This window comes from Sphingomonas sp. LY54, from assembly GCF_035594035.1.
In the GTDB taxonomy this organism is placed as follows: Bacteria; Pseudomonadota; Alphaproteobacteria; order Sphingomonadales; family Sphingomonadaceae; genus Allosphingosinicella.
This window is the reverse complement of sequence record NZ_CP141588.1, coordinates 550,174-568,201: the sequence shown is the minus strand read 5'-3', so window position 1 is coordinate 568,201 and position 18,028 is coordinate 550,174. Positions and strand designations below refer to the sequence as shown.

20 protein-coding genes and 1 pseudogene are annotated in these 18,028 nt (G+C 63.6%); 8 read left to right on the top strand and 13 right to left on the bottom strand.

Translation table 11 applies throughout. From position 1 onward, the window contains the following. The first annotated feature begins 24 nt into the window (after nucleotides 1–24). The gene (queC, locus tag SH591_RS02880) at nucleotides 25–717 is read left to right on the top strand and encodes a 7-cyano-7-deazaguanine synthase QueC (protein ID WP_322830750.1); all 693 of its coding nucleotides are present in this window, start codon (nucleotides 25–27) and stop codon (nucleotides 715–717) included. Then, on the top strand, nucleotides 714–1,340 hold the full coding sequence (queE, locus tag SH591_RS02875; RefSeq protein ID WP_324750440.1) for a 7-carboxy-7-deazaguanine synthase: 627 nt from the start codon (nucleotides 714–716) through the stop codon (nucleotides 1,338–1,340). The genes queC and queE overlap by 4 nt, the downstream gene beginning before the upstream one ends. Nucleotides 1,341–1,358: 18 nt before the next feature. Here the strand turns inward: queE and SH591_RS02870 are convergent, their stop codons facing one another. The 3 genes from SH591_RS02870 to lipB form a co-directional block, all read right to left on the bottom strand. Beyond that, on the bottom strand, nucleotides 1,359–2,021 hold the full coding sequence (locus SH591_RS02870; protein WP_324750439.1) for a hypothetical protein: 663 nt from the start codon (nucleotides 2,019–2,021) through the stop codon (nucleotides 1,359–1,361). A 216-nt stretch (nucleotides 2,022–2,237) separates the two neighbouring features. Beyond that, complete coding sequence (locus SH591_RS02865; protein WP_322830747.1) at nucleotides 2,238–2,534, bottom strand: hypothetical protein; 297 nt, start codon at nucleotides 2,532–2,534, stop codon at nucleotides 2,238–2,240. Nucleotides 2,535–2,621: 87 nt separating this feature from the next. After that, nucleotides 2,622–3,356, bottom strand: coding sequence for a lipoyl(octanoyl) transferase LipB (gene lipB / locus SH591_RS02860; RefSeq protein ID WP_324750438.1), 735 nt, complete (start codon nucleotides 3,354–3,356; stop codon nucleotides 2,622–2,624). Between the two features lie 82 nt (nucleotides 3,357–3,438). On the opposite strand from lipB, the gene SH591_RS02855 reads away from it, so the two are divergent. After that, nucleotides 3,439–4,164: a hypothetical protein gene (locus SH591_RS02855; protein ID WP_324750437.1), complete on the top strand. Its 726-nt coding sequence runs from the start codon at nucleotides 3,439–3,441 to the stop codon at nucleotides 4,162–4,164. On the opposite strand, the gene SH591_RS02850 is transcribed toward SH591_RS02855, so the two are convergent. Continuing rightward, a complete protein-coding gene (locus SH591_RS02850) occupies nucleotides 4,125–4,715 on the bottom strand; it encodes a GNAT family N-acetyltransferase (RefSeq protein ID WP_324750436.1) in 591 nt (196 codons plus the stop codon). The genes SH591_RS02855 and SH591_RS02850 overlap by 40 nt on opposite strands. Before the next feature lie 1,023 nt (nucleotides 4,716–5,738). Between SH591_RS02850 and SH591_RS02845 the strand changes: the two genes are divergently transcribed. Further along, a complete protein-coding gene (locus SH591_RS02845) occupies nucleotides 5,739–6,017 on the top strand; it encodes a hypothetical protein (RefSeq protein ID WP_324750435.1) in 279 nt (92 codons plus the stop codon). Nucleotides 6,018–7,597: 1,580 nt separating this feature from the next. Here SH591_RS02845 and SH591_RS02840 read toward each other — a convergent pair. Beyond that, nucleotides 7,598–7,717 (bottom strand): annotated as a pseudogene (locus SH591_RS02840) (coproporphyrinogen III oxidase); the annotation flags it as partial. Between the two features lie 836 nt (nucleotides 7,718–8,553). Beyond that, nucleotides 8,554–8,784: a hypothetical protein gene (locus SH591_RS02835; RefSeq protein ID WP_324750434.1), complete on the bottom strand. Its 231-nt coding sequence runs from the start codon at nucleotides 8,782–8,784 to the stop codon at nucleotides 8,554–8,556. 517 nt (nucleotides 8,785–9,301) lie between these two features. On the opposite strand from SH591_RS02835, the gene rsgA reads away from it, so the two are divergent. After that, nucleotides 9,302–10,336 (top strand): ribosome small subunit-dependent GTPase A, encoded by a 1,035-nt coding sequence (gene rsgA, locus SH591_RS02830; protein ID WP_416385226.1) that lies wholly within the window; start codon nucleotides 9,302–9,304, stop codon nucleotides 10,334–10,336. Nucleotides 10,337–11,123: 787 nt separating this feature from the next. Next, entirely contained in the window at nucleotides 11,124–11,513 is a 390-nt protein-coding gene (locus SH591_RS02825; RefSeq protein ID WP_324750432.1) for a hypothetical protein, read from the top strand. Between the two features lie 189 nt (nucleotides 11,514–11,702). Here the strand turns inward: SH591_RS02825 and SH591_RS02820 are convergent, their stop codons facing one another. The 7 genes from SH591_RS02820 to SH591_RS02790 all read right to left on the bottom strand — a co-directional run bounded on the left by SH591_RS02820 (nucleotide 11,703) and on the right by SH591_RS02790 (nucleotide 16,538). Further along, complete coding sequence (locus tag SH591_RS02820; protein ID WP_324750431.1) at nucleotides 11,703–11,966, bottom strand: hypothetical protein; 264 nt, start codon at nucleotides 11,964–11,966, stop codon at nucleotides 11,703–11,705. A 707-nt stretch (nucleotides 11,967–12,673) separates the two neighbouring features. Beyond that, nucleotides 12,674–13,351 carry an imm11 family protein gene (locus SH591_RS02815; protein ID WP_324750430.1) on the bottom strand — a complete coding sequence of 226 codons (678 nt, stop codon included), beginning with the start codon at nucleotides 13,349–13,351 and terminating at the stop codon, nucleotides 12,674–12,676. Between the two features lie 148 nt (nucleotides 13,352–13,499). After that, the gene (locus SH591_RS02810) at nucleotides 13,500–13,706 is read right to left on the bottom strand and encodes a hypothetical protein (RefSeq protein ID WP_324750429.1); all 207 of its coding nucleotides are present in this window, start codon (nucleotides 13,704–13,706) and stop codon (nucleotides 13,500–13,502) included. A gap of 222 nt (nucleotides 13,707–13,928) precedes the next feature. After that, complete coding sequence (hemF, locus tag SH591_RS02805) at nucleotides 13,929–14,792, bottom strand: oxygen-dependent coproporphyrinogen oxidase (RefSeq protein ID WP_324750428.1); 864 nt, start codon at nucleotides 14,790–14,792, stop codon at nucleotides 13,929–13,931. Nucleotides 14,793–14,933: 141 nt separating this feature from the next. Continuing rightward, a complete protein-coding gene (locus tag SH591_RS02800; protein WP_324750427.1) occupies nucleotides 14,934–15,344 on the bottom strand; it encodes an SMI1/KNR4 family protein in 411 nt (136 codons plus the stop codon). Between the two features lie 114 nt (nucleotides 15,345–15,458). Next, the gene (locus SH591_RS02795; RefSeq protein ID WP_324750425.1) at nucleotides 15,459–16,001 is read right to left on the bottom strand and encodes a hypothetical protein; all 543 of its coding nucleotides are present in this window, start codon (nucleotides 15,999–16,001) and stop codon (nucleotides 15,459–15,461) included. A 51-nt stretch (nucleotides 16,002–16,052) separates the two neighbouring features. Continuing rightward, nucleotides 16,053–16,538, bottom strand: a complete 486-nt coding sequence (locus SH591_RS02790) for a hypothetical protein (RefSeq protein ID WP_324750424.1) — start codon at nucleotides 16,536–16,538, stop codon at nucleotides 16,053–16,055. A 275-nt stretch (nucleotides 16,539–16,813) separates the two neighbouring features. On the opposite strand from SH591_RS02790, the gene SH591_RS02785 reads away from it, so the two are divergent. Together SH591_RS02785 and SH591_RS02780 are read left to right on the top strand one after the other, a co-directional pair. Continuing rightward, on the top strand, nucleotides 16,814–17,371 hold the full coding sequence (locus tag SH591_RS02785; RefSeq protein ID WP_324750423.1) for a hypothetical protein: 558 nt from the start codon (nucleotides 16,814–16,816) through the stop codon (nucleotides 17,369–17,371). Nucleotides 17,372–17,496: 125 nt separating this feature from the next. Continuing rightward, entirely contained in the window at nucleotides 17,497–17,976 is a 480-nt protein-coding gene (locus SH591_RS02780; protein ID WP_324750422.1) for a nucleoside deaminase, read from the top strand. The last annotated feature ends 52 nt before the right edge of the window (nucleotides 17,977–18,028 follow it).

Genomic DNA, 18,028 nt, shown 5'->3' with positions numbered 1-18,028 from the left:
GGGAAGCCTAGATCGCCGCTTCCCATGTCCGAACATTCTCCACTTGCCGTCGTCCTGCTCTCGGGCGGACTGGACTCCATGACCTGTGCCGCGATCGCGCGCGAACGGGGCTACCGGCTGCTCGCACTCACCGTCGACTACAACCAGCGCCATCGCGTCGAGATCGACGCGGCGCGGCGCATCGCGGCCGAGTTCGGCGCCGAGCGCCACATCGTCCTGCCGCTCGACCTGCGCGGCTTCGGCGGATCGGCGCTGACCGCCGACATCGACGTGCCGAAGGCCGGGGTGGAGGAGGGGGCGATCCCGGTCACCTACGTGCCCGCGCGCAACACGATCTTCCTGTCTCTCGCCCTCGGCTGGGCCGAGGCGGCGGGCGCGCGCGACCTCTATATCGGCGTCAACGCGCTCGATTATTCGGGCTATCCCGATTGCCGGCCGGAGTTCGTCGCGGCGTTCGAGACGATGGCCAATCTCGCCACCAAGGCCGGGGTCGAAGGCGACAGGTTCACGATCCACACGCCCCTGCTCGATTTCACCAAGGCCGACATCGCGGCCGAGGCGGCGCGCCTGGGCATCGACGCCGGGCTGAGCTGGTCGTGCTATGATCCGACGCCGGCGGGGGTGCATTGCGGCCTGTGCGACGCGTGCCGGCTGCGCAGCAAGGGCTTCGTCGAGGCGGGCTTGGCCGATCCCACGGTCTACGCCGTCCAGCCATGAGCTATGCGGTCAAGGAAATCTTCCTGACGCTGCAGGGCGAAGGCATGCAGGCCGGGCGCCGCGCCGTCTTCCTGCGCTTCTCCGGCTGCAACCTCTGGACGGGGCGCGAGCAGGACCGGGCGAGCGCGCAGTGCAATTTCTGCGACACCGATTTCGTCGGCATGGATGGCGAGAATGGCGGCCGCTACGGGGCCGCCGCGCTCGCCGACAGGGTGGCGGCGCTGTGGGGCGAGAGCGTGCGCCGGCTCGTCGTCATTACCGGCGGCGAGCCCTTGCTGCAGCTCGACGCCGCTTTGATCGAGGCGCTCCATGCGCGCGCGTTCGAGATTGCGGTCGAGACCAACGGCACGCTGCCCGCGCCTGACGGGATCGACTGGATCTGCGTCAGCCCCAAGGGGACGGCCGAAGTCGTCCAGCGCCGCGGCAACGAGCTCAAACTGGTCTGGCCGCAGGCGGGCGTCGACCCGGCCGAGATCGCGACCTGGTCGTTCGATCATTTCCTCGTGCAGCCGATGGACTGCGCCGAGGCTGCGGCCGCGCAGCAGGCGGCAATCGATTTCGTGATGGCCAATCCGCGCTGGAAGCTCAGCCTCCAGGCGCACAAGCTGCTCGGCCTGCCCTGATCGCCAGGGTGGCGGCGCTCAGACGATCGCGCACTTGCGCTTGAGGTTGCCCTTGCGGTCCCAGCACGAATCCTCGAGCCGCGGCATCACCGGCATCGCGATCAGATAGGGATTATAGACGGCGGTGCGGTCATAGGCCGGCACCAGGCTGCTGCGCAGTTCCCGCATGCGGCTCTGGGCGGTGAGGTGGAGATCGCCCTTGGGGCGGGTCAGCGCTTCCTTGGCGATGTCGGCCGCGACCTGGCAGAAGCCGTACATCGCCTGCAGCGTCGAGAAATTGTTGTAGGTGATGGTCGTGTAATCGTCGAACGCCTTCTGGCCCTGCGCGGCGCCGCGGGTGCGCTTGAAATAGCCGTTCACCGTGGCATAGGCCTCGGCCAGTTCCTTGCCGTGATGGGCGAGGATACCGTTATAATTGTCGACCGCGCGCAGATACGGGGAGAACTGGCATTGCAGCGCAGCGACGTTGAGGCCGGCGCGCATGTTCCAGAGCAGGTGAGCGCGATATTCGGCGGCGGTCGCGCCCGGGATCGGCAGCCCGACCAGCGGATCGCTGCCCTCGACGGGGCCTCGCGCGAAATTGGGCGTGGTGACGAACAATTGCGCCGAAGCGGCCGTCGGCGCCGCGATCGCCGTCCACGCCGCCGCCGCGAGCGCGGTGGCTCGAAGCGCTTTGTTCAACAAACCTGACATCTCACGACCCCTCTAAGCACCACGCCACTGTCCGGCGTTTCCCCTGTCCCTATGATTAACGCAGCCCTCTAAGCAATCCAGATTCAACATGTTTTTTCACCGTCGTAATCGCACGGCTTGGCTGGGATCGCTGGATGGAGGCAATGAAAAGGCCGCCCGGCAATGCCGGACGGCCCGTTCGAACCGAAAATGACGGTCCGGAAATTACATTCCGTTGGTCATGTTCGCGTCGGTGGTGTTCGACATGTTCATGTCGGTGGTGTTCGCCATGTTGGCGTCCATCGTCATGTTGGCGTCGAGCGCCATGTTGGCATCGGCACCGGTGCCGGCGTCGACCGCGGTGACGTCGTTGGTGGTGCCGTCGAGCGTGGTGTCCATGGTCAGGTTCGCGTCGGCGGTGTTGTTGACTTCGGCGTTTTCGCCGCCGCCGCAAGCCGCAACGAGGAGAGCCGCACCGGCGACCATCGACGAGGTCATCACAGTCTTGAGAAGGTCACGCATTTAGAAACTCCCTAGATAGAAGATTTGGACGGGGTAGGCCCCTTCTTGCCAAATCAGGCTGCACATTAATCGGAAAGTTTAAGGCTCTCAAGCCTTGGTTACTCTCCCCCCGAGAGAGAATAGAAAATCGTCAAGCCCCTGTCTCAGTGCCAGATCGAAACGTCGTTGCGCGTTCGCCACTCCCATCTCGTCGAGGCTGGTCACTGGAAACTCAGCAATACCGCAAGGCACTATGCCTGAGAAGTGGGAAAGTTCCGGACTTATGTTAACCGAGAAGCCGTGCATCGTGACCCAGCGCCGCACCCTTACTCCGATCGCGCCGACCTTCGCTTCGGTCTCGCCCTGGTCCACCCAGATGCCGATCCGGCCCGGCGCGCGGTGCGCCGCGACCCCGAGCTCGCCAAGCGCGGCGATCACCCAGCCCTCGAGCGCATGGACGAAGGCGCGCACGTCGCGGCCGCGCCGACCCAAGTCGAGCAGCACATAGCCGATGCGCTGGCCCGGGCCGTGATAGGTGTAGCGGCCGCCGCGCCCGGCATCGAACACCGGGAAGCCTTGCGGGTTGAACAATTCGGCCGGATCGGCGCTGGTGCCGGCGGTGTAGAGCGGCGGATGCTCGAGCAGCCAGATCAATTCGGCCGCCTCGCCGCGCTGGATCGCCGCCGCGCGCGCCTCCATCTCGGCGAGCGCCTCGGGATAGGGTGTAAGGCCGGGCGTGAAGCGCCATTCGACCGCGGCAGCGGGGCCAGCGGGGCCGGAGCCACCAGGGGCAGGGGCGGCGGGGGGATCGGGTTGCGGCATCGCCGCCGCTCTCTTCCGCATCGCGCGCTTTCGTTCAAGCCTTGCTTGTAAGCGGCGCGGCGGCGCGGCTATGGCTGCGCCGACGAACAGAAAGCGGCACGGCATGAAATTCTCCTACAGCGCGGTTTGGGACGACACGGTGGCGATGCTGCGCGCCAACAGCGCTTTGGTGCTCGCCATCGCCGGCGTGTTCCTGTTCCTGCCGGCCCTGCTGGTCGGCCACTTCATTCCCCAGCCCACCGCGGAAGCGGGCGAGGCGCTGGCGGCGATGATCGCCTATGTCGGCGAGAACTGGCACTGGCTGCTGCTCGCCAATATCGTCAACATGGTCGGCGCGATCGCGATCCTGCTGCTCTTGCTCGACGGCGGCGACCGCACCGTCGGCGGCGCGATCGCCGCGGCGCTGCCGATCCTGCCCGCTTATTTCGTCGCGACGATGCTGTCCGGCGCGGCGGTCGGCCTCGCCAGCATCTTCCTGATCGTGCCCGGCTTCTACGTGTTCGGCCGCTTCGCTATGCTCGGCCCGGTCGTCGTCGCCGAGCGCTGGGGCCCGCTGCGCGCGCTGGCCCGCTGCTGGCAGCTCAGCAAGGGCAAGGGCTGGGCGATCTTCCTGCTGGTGCTGATCATCGCGCTGACCGGCTTCATCATCAGCATCGCTATCTCGGCCGTGCTCGGCTCGATCCTGCGCCTGATCAGCCCGGGCAAGGTCGGCGACCTGCTGGTGCTGATCCTGAACTCGCTGACCAGCGCCGTGCTCTCGACCGTGCTGATCGTCCTGTTCGCTTCGCTCTACCGGGCGCTGGCGCCGGGCGAGACCAAGGGGATCTGAGGCGCGGCCTCGGCCGGCAGCAGTCCGGCGAGGCGCGGATCGGGGAAGCTTTCGAACGCGCGCCGGTAGGCGCGGAAGCCGGCCTTCAAATAGGCCTTGAGCGCGGCGGGATGGTCGAGCGTGCAGGTGTTGACGTGCACCCGCTCGACGCTCTTGCGCCAGGCGAGCATCATCACCTGCGCGAACAGCCACTGGCCGTGGCCCTTGCCGGCGAGCTCGGGGACGAGGCCCAGAAAGGCGATCAGACATTCGCCGGGCGTGCGGAAATCGAGCTCGATGATCCCGACCTCGATCCCGGCCGCATCCTCGACCGCGATCACCTCGCCCATCCGCGCGGCGAGCTGCGCGTCGCCCATCGCCAGCCGCGAATACCAGAGCCAGGGCCCCCCGACTCGCGCGAACAAGGTGCGGTACTTGGCCGGATCGACGGCGCGCCACGGCCGCAGCCGCAGCGGCGAGGGCGGCAGCGGCCGCGGCTTCGGCCGCTCGGTCATCTCGAGATAGGTGACGACCGCGCCGACCTCGCCGTCGGGGATCGGGATCAGGCTCATGACGAGGCCGCGCCAGGCGGAAGGCTGGGCAGGGCGGCGTCGCCATCGCCGCCGAACCCGTCGCGCGCCGCCTGTCGTTCCTGGTCCAGCCCGATCATGCGAAGCGGATGCCGCGAAGCCGGGGGAATGGCAAGGGGCGGCGGTGGGGAGGAGACGGTCAGCTTAGCGATCGGTCGTCCGCTGTGCGCCAATCGCCGCCATTCGGGCCGCTGTCGCAGACGCCGGGAAACGGACGTTCGTTCAGGCTTGCGAGCTATGTCCGCTAACGACCCAAGTCGGTCGTAGGAGGGCATTCCCCGGATGCCGGAAAGCGGCCGTTCGTTCATGTCGCCCGCGAATGGCTGCAATCGACCCATTGCGGACATTCGATGCTCGATGCACACGGGGCGGCTTTGAAGGAGCGGGCCGTGGGTGAGATAACGTGTTTGATCAGCACATCGATTCCTCGCGCCCTTGCGGCAGTGCTGTTTTTTCCAGCGCTTTTATTGGCTATCCACCTTCAGTGGGTCGTTCTTGGCGGGTGGTCCCTTTTGGACTTCAGCCACTTCCTAAGCCCTAACGAAGTGTCACCTTTTAGGGCCGCTCTCGGCGGCGTGTTTATCGCAGTCTTTTGCGTTCGTTACCTCCCGCACTCATTGCGAACTTTACAGGGAGGCAGTTGCGCGTTGGCGCTTAGAGGTGATGATTTCGTCGTCTACGGTCGGAGGAGGGTGCCACTTGCCGAAATCGAGAGTGTGGCCACCGTGAACAATGTCCTTAGAAAGGGCATCATTATCACTTTGAGCGCGGGTGAGAGGACTTACATCTCTACAATGATGTCCCGCCATCCCGCGCCGCAAAGGGCGGCAGAAACCGTCCAAACCTACCTGTAGCCTCTGTGCGTTTCCCCCATTCCGGCGCTGTGTCCGTTTTCGACCCATTGCGGACATTCGGCTAACCTGAGAAGCTGCCCGTATGCGAGTGAGCGTCCTTCAAGGTTCGACCATCTTAGGGACCGGCAGATTAGAACACATCGATCCCCCAATGGGCGTTGCTTTCGGCCCGTTCGCGCCCTCCGATCAATACGATCGAGATCAACATGCGAATATTATTGAGGGCGATTATGTTGGAGATCGGGGGCAGTCATTCCTCGTGTGCGCAGATCAACATGGCCGCATCAACAGCGCTGCCATTTCGATCGCAGATTACGCAGACGCACTCGAAGAGCGGGAGCTAACGGTATTTTTTCGGGATGGTGGCGAGTTCGAAGCGTTCTTTTCCGAACATGACGATTATAAGGCGTATTTTCCGCCGTCGGACTAGGTCCGCTTTCCACCCTTAGCGGCCATTCTAGGGTTTCGATCGCTTCGCCGGCCTTCAATGTCTGAATTGGGTGGAAAGCGGACCGGCAGCTTCCGGGCACCAGGCCGCAGAAACAACCGTTGGTTTAGACATCGGTCTAACGACTGGAAACGACCCATTCCAGACGTTCGATTTAGGGGTGGCAGAATGAAGCCGAGTAGACCTTGTTTTGTCGTGTTCGGAGGCGCAGTTCTTACTGCCTCATGTTCGCCGCCCTCGATCAATATCTCAGTTGAGCGAATGGATGGGAGGCAAGTCGCCCACCTGTCTCAGGCCTGGGGACTATTTGAAGGTGAGAAGCCGCCCTGTGTTCATACCCTCGAACTTGAAGCAGGGGCTGTAGGCGTGGAGCGGATCGTGTGGCTCGCGGAGTCTGCGACAGGCCAGTGTGTCGATCTGAGTACGTTTATCGTCGGTGAAGCCCCCCGAAGCTTTAAAGAGACGGTTCCGTTGGAGGCTGGTGTACGGGGGCCCTTTCGACTCGCGGTCGATGGCATAGGCACGGGCGAAGCCGAGGTGACGCTGCCCTGACGTTACGTCCGCAAACCACCCTTAGCGGACGCTCACCATGGAATTGGCGCCTGCGTCACGGCATGTCCACTATGGGTGAATTCCGGACAACCGCGCCTCGGCACTAAATGGGCAGTTGTATCGTTTACAAGCCCGCATCCCCGGCTGCACCTCCGCGTGCGCTCCTGATGATTCCCTCGCCGATAAATTGCTGGATCATATTGGGAGGGAGAAAGCCGTTATGCCGTAGCGGTTGCCCCTCTTTGGCTTTGTCGAGGATGACAACGCCGTACGCTCCTTTGCTGAGTGACATGGGCGCCATTGGGCAGGTTGCTAGTCGGGAGAAACCCCCGCTCATTCTGACCCGTTGGCCTCGCTTATATGGGCCTTTGTAGACGTGTAGGATTCGCAGAGTTCCCACTTTCTTGTGGTTGTGCCTTTTCTCATCGTAGCCGATGTCTTCTTCTACGACGCCATAAACGATGCTCGGCGCCCTGGTGGCGTACTGTTTGTAATCATCGACTTGCTGCTGCCACGCAGCCTCGCTTTCGGCTGTGGGCGGCGGCGGAGGTGGGCACGCAATCGCTGCTGCGGGCAGCACGGCTAACGCCAGCGGGATGAACGCCCTCACTCTGGCTTCTCCACCGACTTATGCTTCGCGAGCTTCCTCATCCGTGCCTCACCTCCGACAGGGAAGGTTCGCACCTCCCGCGAATGTCTGCAATGGGTCGTTTGCAGTCATTCGCGAACGCATGAACGAACGGCTGCTTTCGGGGATCGGGCTGACGACATCTAACGACCGGCTTGGGTCGTTTCCGGTCATAGGCCAATGCAGCGCCTAGGCGTCTGCTTTTCCACCTGCTCATCCCGTAAGCAGACGGTCTGCTAGCGGCCAGATCCAGACCAGGGGCAAAGGCAGTCAGCCAAGCGCCATGGCAGGGCACCAGCTCTGTCCGGAAGGCGCGCGGCCTGCGCCGCTCCCGCATTTCGAGTAGGTGACGACCGCGCCTGGCCCGCCCACGCGGCCGGGCTCAGGACCAGGTTGCGAGCGGGGGCAGGCTCATCAGGATCGCGTCGACATTGCCGCCGGTCTTGAGGCCGAACAGGGTGCCGCGGTCGTAGATCAGGTTGAATTCGGCGTAGCGGCGGCGCTGCGAATGGCCGCTTTCGATAAACAGCGACCCTTAGCTGTCCGGCGACGGCTCGCCAGGGCGTGGCAGACTGAAACGATCGCGTGGCCTCATTCCGGCCGGTGGCCGTCGCCCGGCGGCTCTCTCGGCGGCGACATGGTCGATGAGAGGAGCGATGACCCCGATCAGCAGGCCGGAAGGTCGCTCGCGACACCAGACGTCCAGCCGTTCCTCGATAAGCGTCTGGTCGTTGGTACCAGCCGCGTCTCCAGTCGGATCCGGCCCCCAACGATTATACGCTGTCACGTACCCACGCACCACGCTGACGTAGGCCAGTCGCATGATGGCGTTGTCCCGGTCCTGAGCCCAGTCTTGACACGTTCTTGTTGCGACGGCCTGAGCGCGCCGGCGGCTTCCCGGGGAAGGCGGGCTCGACGCCGGGGTTGCTTGTCGCCTTCGAATGAACGCTGCCGCTATCGGATACATGGAGTCCTCGACGGTGTGCGACGGATTGCGGGTGCAGTATCCATCGATAGCCGCATAAAACTCGTCGTGCGGAGCATCGCCTAGCAGGTTCCCGGTCTGGTCCGGTCCTACGATATTGAAGCCGGTGATATAGCCCAGGACCCACATTCTGTAGATTCCGAGGCGAATTACGCTCTCTTGAGCCGTACCGTGGCGGGCCGCACGCCAGTCTCCACAGACGGGCGGGGAGTGCGCGCGATAGGTCTGCTTGCTGTCGTCCTCAGGAAGGACTGGGGCGGGTGTGATAACCGGCGGTGCCGATGACTGGAGCGTGAGCAACAGCGCAGTTAACAGAGGTGTCATCGAAGAAGGTTTCCGGTCATCTCTCTGGATTAGCGCCAGAAATTGTGATCGCCAAGTTCCGCTTGCCGGTCACGGCGGACATTGCATCCTTCGATGAACGCGAGCACGAGACCTACACATGACGCAGCGCGCAACAGGCCAAGACGAAGGACGGGAAGCCGACGCTGGGCAATTTCACCTTCCAGGGCCCGTGGGCAAGTGCGCCGGTGCGGACCCGGAACTGAGGCGGCGACGATTGCCGCGTCCACGATCTTGATCATTGGCGGCAAAGCCGCCCGTGCGCTCCCGGCCAGATCCAGACGAGGGACAGGGGCGCTCAGCCAAACGCCATGGTAGGCACAAGCTTTGTCCGGGAAACGGACGTTCGTTCAGGCTTGCGAGCTATGTCCGGTTACCACAGAGCGCCATTCAGGAGCCTGTCGGGAGCGCTCGATTCCGGCGAGCAGTCGGTACGTGGTGGATGACCGACTCTGGGTGTCGCCTGCCATGCCGACGGGCGGCCCAGAGTCACGCCGCCAGCCTAGTAGCGAGCACTCAATCGGTGTAGCCGGAAGGCGAGGGTCCCTAGGTCGAGCGTTTTGCTCAAGCCGCGACCCACTGTCCGGAGTTACCGACATGCCACGTAAACCGAATTACGACTTCGAGCGCCGCGAGCGGGAGAGGACCAAGGCGGCCGAGTCCGCGAAGAAGGCGCAAGCCAAGGCGGATAAGCGGGCGGCTGGGCAGGAAACGTCGGATGCGGATCAGTCAGCCGATTGCTAGGTTCGCTGACGCATGATGAAAGCGCCAGACCCAATTCTCGCCCGGCTCGGCTGGAGATCTTTCTTCAGCGAGCAGGTTTCAGCCGCCCAGACCCTCAGCTGCCAGCCTGTCCGCGTAATGTCGGTTCATCGCGGAAGAGTGACCGTCTCCGGCGAGGGGCTCGACGACTCGATCTCGTCTAGTCTCCCCGTGGAAGGGGGAGAGGTAGACCGACCTACCGTCGGAGACTGGTTGCTGATCGACCGGAGCAGCCGGACCCTCGTGCGCATTCTCGATCGGATGAGCCTGCTCAAAAGGCCTGCTCCAGGCGACGATCGCCGGGTCCAACTCATCGCGGCGAATATCGACACGCTCTTCATCGTCACGTCCTGCGACCAAGACTTCAACGTCGCGCGCATCGAACGTTATCTCGTCCTCGCGCGTGAGGCAGGCGTGCGTCCGGTGGTCGTCCTCACGAAATCCGACCTTTCGCTTGCGCCTAGGCGCCTCGTCGAAGAGGCGCGCGCGCTCCAGGCGGGTTTGCGGGTGGAACTGGTCGACGGGCGCGATCCGACGAGTGCAGCTGACCTCGCAAGATATTGCGGCCTTGGAGAGACGGTCGCGCTGGTAGGATCCTCCGGCGTAGGTAAGTCCACCCTCATCAACACGCTGAAGGGATCGGATAGCATCGCCACGCAGACCGTCCGCGAGGATGACGGCAAAGGCCGGCACACGACGACTGTCCGCGAGATGCATCGCCTGGCCGGCGATGGCGACGGGGGCGGCTGGCTCGTGGACACGCCGGGTATGCGCGAGCTTCAGATGTCCGAAGTGGGCTGGGGCGTGACCGAGGTGTTCGACGACGTCACGGTCTTGGCGCTCGAATGCCGGTTCGCGAACTGCACCCATGCCGACGAGCCCGGATGCGCTATCCGGGCCGCGATGGTGGAAGGGGAGCTTGATCCGGCTCGCGTCGAACGGTGGCGCAAGCTCGCCAATGAGGATGCGGAAAACAGCAACGTGGCTACGGTCCGCCGCTACCGCGCGCGAAAAGTACGGAACAGGAGATAACGATTGGCCGATCTCTACCTTCGGGCGCTGTCGTCCGAGCGCAAACGGTTATGGGCCGAATGCCGTCTGAGAAACGGCAACCAGCCGGTGCAACGCTTCAGATAGGGCTTTGTCAGTGGGTGGCTCGCCATCCCAAACATCCCTACGGAAGTGCCGAACCGCTTCTAGCGCTGGTGAAGGCGCCACAGGCCACTGCTTGCAGGTCGGCGGCGGTCATTCAATGTCCGCTTTCCACCCGTACCGGACGCACGGCGCGGATGCTGCTCTTGGCGACGGCAAGGTCGGCTAAGGGTGGAAAACGGACTAGTTGTTTCCTGATTGCTGCGGTGGACTGGCTGTTCCACATTGGGGGCGTAACGGGGGCGTGCAATGTTTGTCGATGGCCTAGCCGAAGGTATTTTACTGGCCATTGCTCTTTTGGCCGTGTTCGCAGCGGCACTCACGTGGGCCGTAGTCTATCTGAATCGAAAGTCCCGCCATTCCGGGTGGATCCTCCTGGTGGCTGTAATCGCCCTCCTTCTTTGCGGTTGGGAACTCGAGCGCAACGGGCCGATCAATCCGGTGGCGGAGGGCGCCATCGACGTGAGATTGGGTGAACCATTCAAGGACACGGTATCGCGGTCGACCTACAGATTTGGGACATCGTTTCAGGAAAACGGCATTTTTCTCACGACCGACCTGGTGGACCTTGTGCATCCGCGTTGGCGACACGATCCTGAGCTTTCCCACGGTGGGGGGGCTGGACCATGGGCCACTGATCATAAGCTCGGGAGTCCAGAGAGGAATCGTGACCTCGATCCAGTTCTCGCCGCACCACCGTCCGCTCAGGGTCGGCGAGGCCATTGAAATAGCGCGGGCGCTCGATCAAAGATTGAGGGTCGCCGGATTCACGCAGTCCAGACATAGGACTTTTTCGGTTGTCGAACAGAAAGCCGGCTTCAATCAGGCACCACCCGGCACTTGGGAAGGGGCGGAGCTGCTGCTCGCCAGTGGGGAACGGATGGTGGCTTCCATGGACCTCTTCAGCCTCTCGGCGAACGGCATGGAGATCGACGTGAATATCAAGAACTGGGTGCGAACCGCTGCGCTCGCTGGCTTCAACAGCAACATCTATGCGCACAACCTAGAGCGGGAATGGGGGCTTTCCGTATCGATGCGCAAGACAACATTCGATTGATCCGACGGCGTGTCGGAATGTCCGCAACGGGTCGTGAGCCGACATAGAGCCGGCGGAACCGCGAACGTCCGCTTTTCCGTCACTTCGCGCAAAAGCCGCCGGTCCTCATTTCACCCATAGCCGACATGCCGTCGCCCAGGCGTCAGTTCCATGTTGAGCGTCCGCGAAGGGTGGAAATCGGATATTCAATCACGCATCGTTTTCAGCGTAATCTATCAGCCGCTGGCACCGCTTTTCGTCAGAGCCAGCGAATCCCTCAATGACCTCGCGAGCAATGAAGGTTTCGAGGAAATAGTCGTAGAGTCTGCCGCCCTGTTCCACCGGTTCGGTTGTGTCTGGCGCTGGCGAGATAAGCGTCGCATCCGCATCGCACGACCAAGGCCGCGCAACATAGATGGTTGTATCGTCACCGGTCCAAGTTGATGAGCCTTGGATGAGTTCGATTAGCCGCAATCTGCCCTCCCTTGCGGGTTGGGTATCGATGCCCGCTAATGTCCGCAATGGGTCGTAAGCAGACGTAGAGCACGCAGAAGCCGCAAAGGTCCGCTTTTCCGCCGTCACACTCAGAAGCGGACAGTCCGCTAACGGCCAGGAGCAGACGCAGGGCAGGGGCGGTCAGCCAAGCGCCATGGCAGGCACAAGCTCTGTCCGCGAAGGGCCGCGGTCTGGGCCGCTCGGTCATCTCGAGGGAGGTGAAGAGGCGCCTAGCTCGCCCGCGCGATCAGGCTCATGACCAGGCCGCGAGCGGCGACAGGCTCATCGGGGCCGCGTCGACCTTTCCGTCGGTCCCGAGGCCGGACCCGCCGCCGCCGCCTGTCGGTCCTGGTCCAGCTCGATCATGCGAGCCGGATGCCGCGAAGAGTACGCAATGGCTAGGGGCGGCGGCGGGGAAGGCGCGGGCGCCAAGTGCGCTATCGCCCCCGACGGCTTTGCGCCAATTGCCGCCGTTGAAAGCGTCGCGCTGCACTTCTAAAAACGGACGCTCGTATCGCTGCACCCGATCCAGCCGGCTACTGGTCGGATTGGCTGGGCGTCGAGCCTGCATGGCAAACTCACGTTCGACCACCAGCAGACCGTGAACCGCGAACGGCTTTGGCCATGCGCGCGACTATGCGTCCGCGCGGCATGGAGGCTTCGAGGCCGCTGCTCGGCCGGTGGCACTAGAAGGTGAACCCGCCCGAAATGTCCTGTGCCTCGAAATGTGCCAGGCGAGGCTCGATGCCCCGGAAAGTCCGGAGCATCTCGTCCGAGATGAAAACGGCCCGGCTCCCCAGCGTTGTCGCGCAGAGATAGGGGATGCCTTCGATGTCCGGCATCAGGCGGACAGGCCCGTGTTGACCCGGGTAGGGCCTGGAGCGTTTCGGCCATAGGTAGCGAATTCGGGAATTGGCAAAGTCGATCGCGGGCAGCGCGCGGGTAACATGCATCCAGAAATATCGCCGGCGCGAAGGGGTGCCTCCCTTGAAGCGGATGTCGATTTCCCGATATTTCACGGCGCTTTCGTCGAACTTCAAAAAGACGTCCAGAACCCTCTCGGATACCGTGTGGGTCAGCCCGATCATGATTTCGGCAAAGTCGTGAGGTTCGGGTGCGTCGGCATGCCATTGCGGCGCCTCGACAAGGGTCTCAAACGCCCCGAGCCATGGGTCCGGCTTGCCCGTCCGCGCCCGGTTGGGCCATGCGAAGTCGACGCCTGGTGCCGTCCAGTCCATCGTGATGACGGAATAGCCCGCCTCGCCCGGCTGGGGCAGGAGCGGCGGCTCGTACCAAAGATCACCGCCCACGCTGAGCTCGGCAGGGATGAGAGGCACGTTCGATCGTGGCAGTAGATTTGGCATGAAAGCCCGATCGCGCGATTAGAGCCTTGCGCTACCGATTTACGGATCGAGAGGCGCCAGGTCTAGGTCCTGCCGAACCGCAGCCCGGATGTCGGAAACGTGCGAGCGCCGGGCGCCCAAGGCAGTTTGCCAGACCTACCTTGAGGGTTCACGTCACAGCGGATGCTTGGCTGTCATTTGCAAGGGCCTCACGCAACTGCCGGAGGCGCTCGAGGCGCATGGGATCGGCGCGGGAGTCACCATCATTCTCCACTTCCCAGGCGAGCGCGATCTCGAGCTGGCGCATTGCACGGCCGCGGGCGCGTGCGTCGACCTCGGCGCGAGGCTGCAACGAGAGCAGTTCGGCATGAACCACTTCCTACCGGTTCCGATAGAACCGACAAAGTGTCAGCTGCTCTTACTTCGTCCGGCAACGCCCGTTTTTAAGCCTCGCCGCTCCGAAGCCGCCCGTCCGCTCTCGACCGGATCCAGACGAGGCGCATGGGCGGTCAGCCAAGCGTCATGGCAGGCACAAGCTATGTCCGGCGGATCTTGAGTTAGGTGACGACCGCGCCGACCTCCCCGTCGGGGACCGGGCTCAAGACCAGGTCGCGAGCGGCGGCAGGCTCATCAGGATCGCGTCGACATTGCCGCCGGTCTTGAGGCCGAACAGGGTGCCGCGATCGTAGATCAGGTTGAACTCGGCGTAGCGGCCGCGCCATTCGAGCTGCCGCGCCTTGTCGGCCTCGGTGAAGGGCGTAGCCATGCGCCGCCGCACGAGCCTGGGGAAGATGTCGAGGAAGGCGTCGCCGACCGCGCGCGTGAACGCGAAATTCTCGTCGAACGAGACCCCCTCGCCGGGCGCAGCGCATTCGAGATGGTCGTAGAAGATGCCGCCGACGCCGCGCTGCACGCCGCGATGGGGGATGTAGAAATAGTCCTCCGCCCATTGGCTGAACCTGGGATAATAAGTCGGGTCAAACGCGGCGCAGGCGGCGCGCAGCCGCGCGTGGAAGTCGTCCGTATCCTCCTGATAGGGGATCGGCGGATTGAGGTCGGCGCCGCCGCCGAACCAGCGCTTGGTGGTGACCAGGAAGCGCGTGTTCATGTGCACGGCCGGCACGTGCGGATTGGCCATGTGCGCGACGAGGCTGATGCCGGTGGCGAAGAAGCTGGGATCCTCGCCGGCGCCGTGGATGGTCTTGGCGAAATCCTCGGCGAAGCGGCCGCCGACGGTCGAGACGTTGACGCCGACCTTCTCGAACACCTGCCCCTTCATCAGCCCGCGCACGCCGCCGCCGCCCGGCGACCCGTCGGCGTCGGTGCGGTCCCACGGCGTGTAATCGAACGCGGCGTCGCTGCCGGCCTCGCGCTCGATGGCCTCGAATTCGGCGCAGATCCGGTCGCGCAGCGACTCGAACCAGTCCCGCGCCGCCTGCTGTTCCTGGTCAAGCTCGATCATGCGAGGCGGATGCCGCGAAGCGGACGGAATGGCAAGGGCGGGGTGGGGGCCCCATTTTTCTTGGAGTGATCGCGAGGCTCGCCGAAAGTCGCGGTTCGTTGATCCCGCCTGCGAATGACTGGGAACGACCCGTTGCGGACGCTAAGCGTCGCTGGGTGCCACGCCGATGAGGTCGATGAACCGGTCAAAGTTCGATGCCACAACCTCGGCGCTTTCACGTCCCGCGACCATGTCGATGGCGACGACCGGCCAAGGAGCTCCCAGCCGCATATCGAAAGCGAAATACTCACCACCCCCATTGCCGCCGAAAATGAGGAAGCCGTCAAATGCGGGCTGCGCGTGATTGCCGTCAGCTATCCGAGCGATCACCTCCCTTGCCGGGTCAAGGCAGAGGTTGAATGGACTGACGGGCAGCGGCCCTTCACCCCCGTCGCTAATCATCAGAAGCTGGACGTAGCTTTCGGGAAGCTCATCAGGAGCAGTAGCGCGCAATGCCTCGATGGCTTGAACCGATGCCCCCTCCATCCGATACCAATCGCGACCTTCCAGCATCGGCAATCCATGCCATTGCCAATGGCTGCTTTCCACCCATAGCGGAAGATATCGTCGCGCTATCGCCGGACCCGGGGCCGCAGTATCCCTCAGCTTGGAAGTCTCGGGCGACTGTCAGGATGTCCAGGACCTCTGTCTGTCGGCAGCAGAGAGGTGGAGCCAGTAGCGTCTGGCGAGATCGAGGAATTCCGCATCGAACTGTCGGCCAAGCAGTCCAGGGGCGTGGGCGGGGCCGCCGCAGGCCTCGTCGATCTGCGTCAGAGACTGCGTCACGATCCTTTTCACTTCGGTGAGCTGGCCGTCGAAGGGCCGCTCGAAAACCGCCCGGGCGAAGCTCCCGCCGCCGGCCCCTCGACCCGCCGGGCAAGAGGGGGTGCGGATGACGACGCGAACCGAAGGACCTCCAAGGGTCACGGAATCCGCTTCGATGTCGACCCGGACGGTACCTTGGCAGGCGGTAATTCCGCCCCACCACCGGTTTCCAATCGAGTCGTAGGTGACCGTTTCGCAGGACTCCCAAGCGGCTGGAATCGACTCGGCTGGGGACCGCAGTTCGCCGGCGACCGCGACGAAGTCGACGCTGGCGGGATCCTGGTTCGATTGCCCGCCGCATCCGGCAAGGACAGCGCAAGCAGCTGCGAAGCGAATTCGGTTCACGGCGGCAGCATTCCACGCCCTCCGAATGTCTGCAATGGGTGGCATGCGGACTTAAAGCGCGGCGCCGCAGCTTCGCGCCAAACGCATCAATTGTTCCCGTGAGGGTGTCGGAGCGCTGCCGAATTCTCTGCCGACTTGCGTCGTGAGCCGCCGCCCCTTGGAAAGGGCGCGGAGGACGCTCGCCGCGTCGACGAACAAGGCGGTGAAGACAATTTCGTCTCCAACCTCCGTTACCTCGCCGGTCGCTGTGGCCCGGAACGTGCGATCGGCCACGTGTAGCAGTAGCGGCTCGGCAAGGTGGGTGCCCAACGGCTGTCCTGAGGACGATGACCATAGGCTAAGCTCCAGCCTATCGTCCAAACAGGCGAGGGCGTACCCGATGTTGTCAGTCTCCTGCTCGCCGAAAACCAGCGCGCTGTTGCCCCTTTCCTGAAAACCCCAGCCAGCCTGTCGTGAGCCGCATGCAACGCACGTTACCAAGACTAAAGAGGCCGTGACGCTGCCGATGGTTTGCCAGATGCGCATGAGCTCCATCATAGCTTGTCGGTGCAAAAGCTATACCGCCAAAAGCAACATCGAACGTCTGCAATGGGTCGAAAGCGGGCGTTCCTAGCATCAAGCCAAGATAGCGGGCGACTGCGAACGCCAGCACGATCGGTGCTCTCCGTCTCCCTATTGGAGGCACACGCGACTGCAACCACCATTCCGTCTCCCCGATGACCTGAAAACGAACGGCAGGCGCTGCGCTTGCAGATGCGGCATCGCCATGGGATGGCTGGGGAAGGGGGGATGGAATGTCGCTAAACGAATTCGTGCTCGCCTTTGTCGGCGTCGTTATCGGTCTTGGTGTCGGCGATCTGCTGACCAGCCTGCACAAACTCCTGCGAGCAGGGGCAAGGGTGAAATGGGACTGGCTGACGATCGCCTATGCGGCGATGATGCTCTACGCGCTGATCGTGTTCTGGTGGTGGCAGTTCGGCTATCCGCGGACGGAGACGCTGACGGTCGCCGCCTTTCTCCTCGACTTCGTCTTTCTCGCGATCAGCTTCTTGATGGTGGCTTCGGCCCTGCCGGACGACGTTCCGGCCGAAGGGATCGATCTCCGCGCCTTCTACATCGCGTCGATGCGCCATCGGTGGAGTTTGATAACGCTGAGCCTGGGGCTCAACGTCGCCCTGATGATTAAAGATTCCGGCGTTTCTGGCGACTGGGGCGCCTGGGGAGACTGGCGCTCGATGCTGCCGATCGTCAGCGCCATTCTCGCTGCGCTCGCCATTCGCGTGCAGGCCATCTGGTTCCAATCGCTGGCGATCGGCTGGATCATCGCAGTGACGAGCTATTTCAACCTATTCCGAACCATCGGCCCCTGATGGATCAGGGGACAGGCGTCTGGTTCTTCTGCGACAAGGATGGCAGCCGCGGCTCGCTCCGTTCGTTGGGGCTGGGAACAGGCGGGCGGATAGCGGCCCAGGCATCGGCCGAGGAGGATGAAGCGATGCACGATGATCCGTTGCGGCACCTGCGCCGCTGCGTCGACCTGGCGGCCGAGGCGCTGGCGGCGGGCGACCAACCCTTTGGCTCCGTCCTGGTCGGTGGCGACGGCCAGGTTCTGGCCGAGGAGCGCAATCGCATCGGCGAGGGGGACGCGACGCGCCATCCCGAATTCGCGCTGGCGCGATGGGCGGCTGGCAACATGAGCCCGGAAGGGCGGGCGAAAGCGACGGTTTACACTTCCGGCGAACATTGCCCGATGTGCGCGGCCGCGCACGGCTGGGTGGGCCTGGGACGGATCGTCTTCGCGACCTCCGCCGCCCAATTGACGGCATGGCTTGAAGAGCTCGGCGCTCCCGCCGCTCCGGTCCGCCCGCTATCGATCCGGGAGATCGCGCCCGGCGTGGCGGCCGAAGGGCCGGTGCCGGAATTGGCAGACGAAATCCACGCGCTCCATCGCCGGTATCACGGCAAGCCGGGATAGCTTAAGAGTAACCGATACGGTTAAAAACTTTCCTATTCGTTCCTTTTATGTT

Coding starts and splice junctions, on each gene's coding strand:
- queC (WP_322830750.1), top strand. CDS start 25: ATGTCCGAACATTCTCCACTTGCCGTCGTCCTGCTCTCGGGCGGACTG.
- queE (WP_324750440.1), top strand. CDS start 714: ATGAGCTATGCGGTCAAGGAAATCTTCCTGACGCTGCAGGGCGAAGGC.
- SH591_RS02865 (WP_322830747.1), bottom strand. CDS start 2,534: ATGCGTGACCTTCTCAAGACTGTGATGACCTCGTCGATGGTCGCCGGT.
- lipB (WP_324750438.1), bottom strand. CDS start 3,356: ATGCGGAAGAGAGCGGCGGCGATGCCGCAACCCGATCCCCCCGCCGCC.
- SH591_RS02855 (WP_324750437.1), top strand. CDS start 3,439: ATGAAATTCTCCTACAGCGCGGTTTGGGACGACACGGTGGCGATGCTG.
- SH591_RS02850 (WP_324750436.1), bottom strand. CDS start 4,715: ATGAGCCTGATCCCGATCCCCGACGGCGAGGTCGGCGCGGTCGTCACC.
- SH591_RS02845 (WP_324750435.1), top strand. CDS start 5,739: ATGGGCGTTGCTTTCGGCCCGTTCGCGCCCTCCGATCAATACGATCGA.
- SH591_RS02835 (WP_324750434.1), bottom strand. CDS start 8,784: ATGATCAAGATCGTGGACGCGGCAATCGTCGCCGCCTCAGTTCCGGGT.
- rsgA (WP_416385226.1), top strand. CDS start 9,302: ATGAAAGCGCCAGACCCAATTCTCGCCCGGCTCGGCTGGAGATCTTTC.
- SH591_RS02815 (WP_324750430.1), bottom strand. CDS start 13,351: ATGCCAAATCTACTGCCACGATCGAACGTGCCTCTCATCCCTGCCGAG.
- hemF (WP_324750428.1), bottom strand. CDS start 14,792: ATGATCGAGCTTGACCAGGAACAGCAGGCGGCGCGGGACTGGTTCGAG.
- SH591_RS02800 (WP_324750427.1), bottom strand. CDS start 15,344: ATGCTGGAAGGTCGCGATTGGTATCGGATGGAGGGGGCATCGGTTCAA.
- SH591_RS02790 (WP_324750424.1), bottom strand. CDS start 16,538: ATGATGGAGCTCATGCGCATCTGGCAAACCATCGGCAGCGTCACGGCC.
- SH591_RS02780 (WP_324750422.1), top strand. CDS start 17,497: ATGCACGATGATCCGTTGCGGCACCTGCGCCGCTGCGTCGACCTGGCG.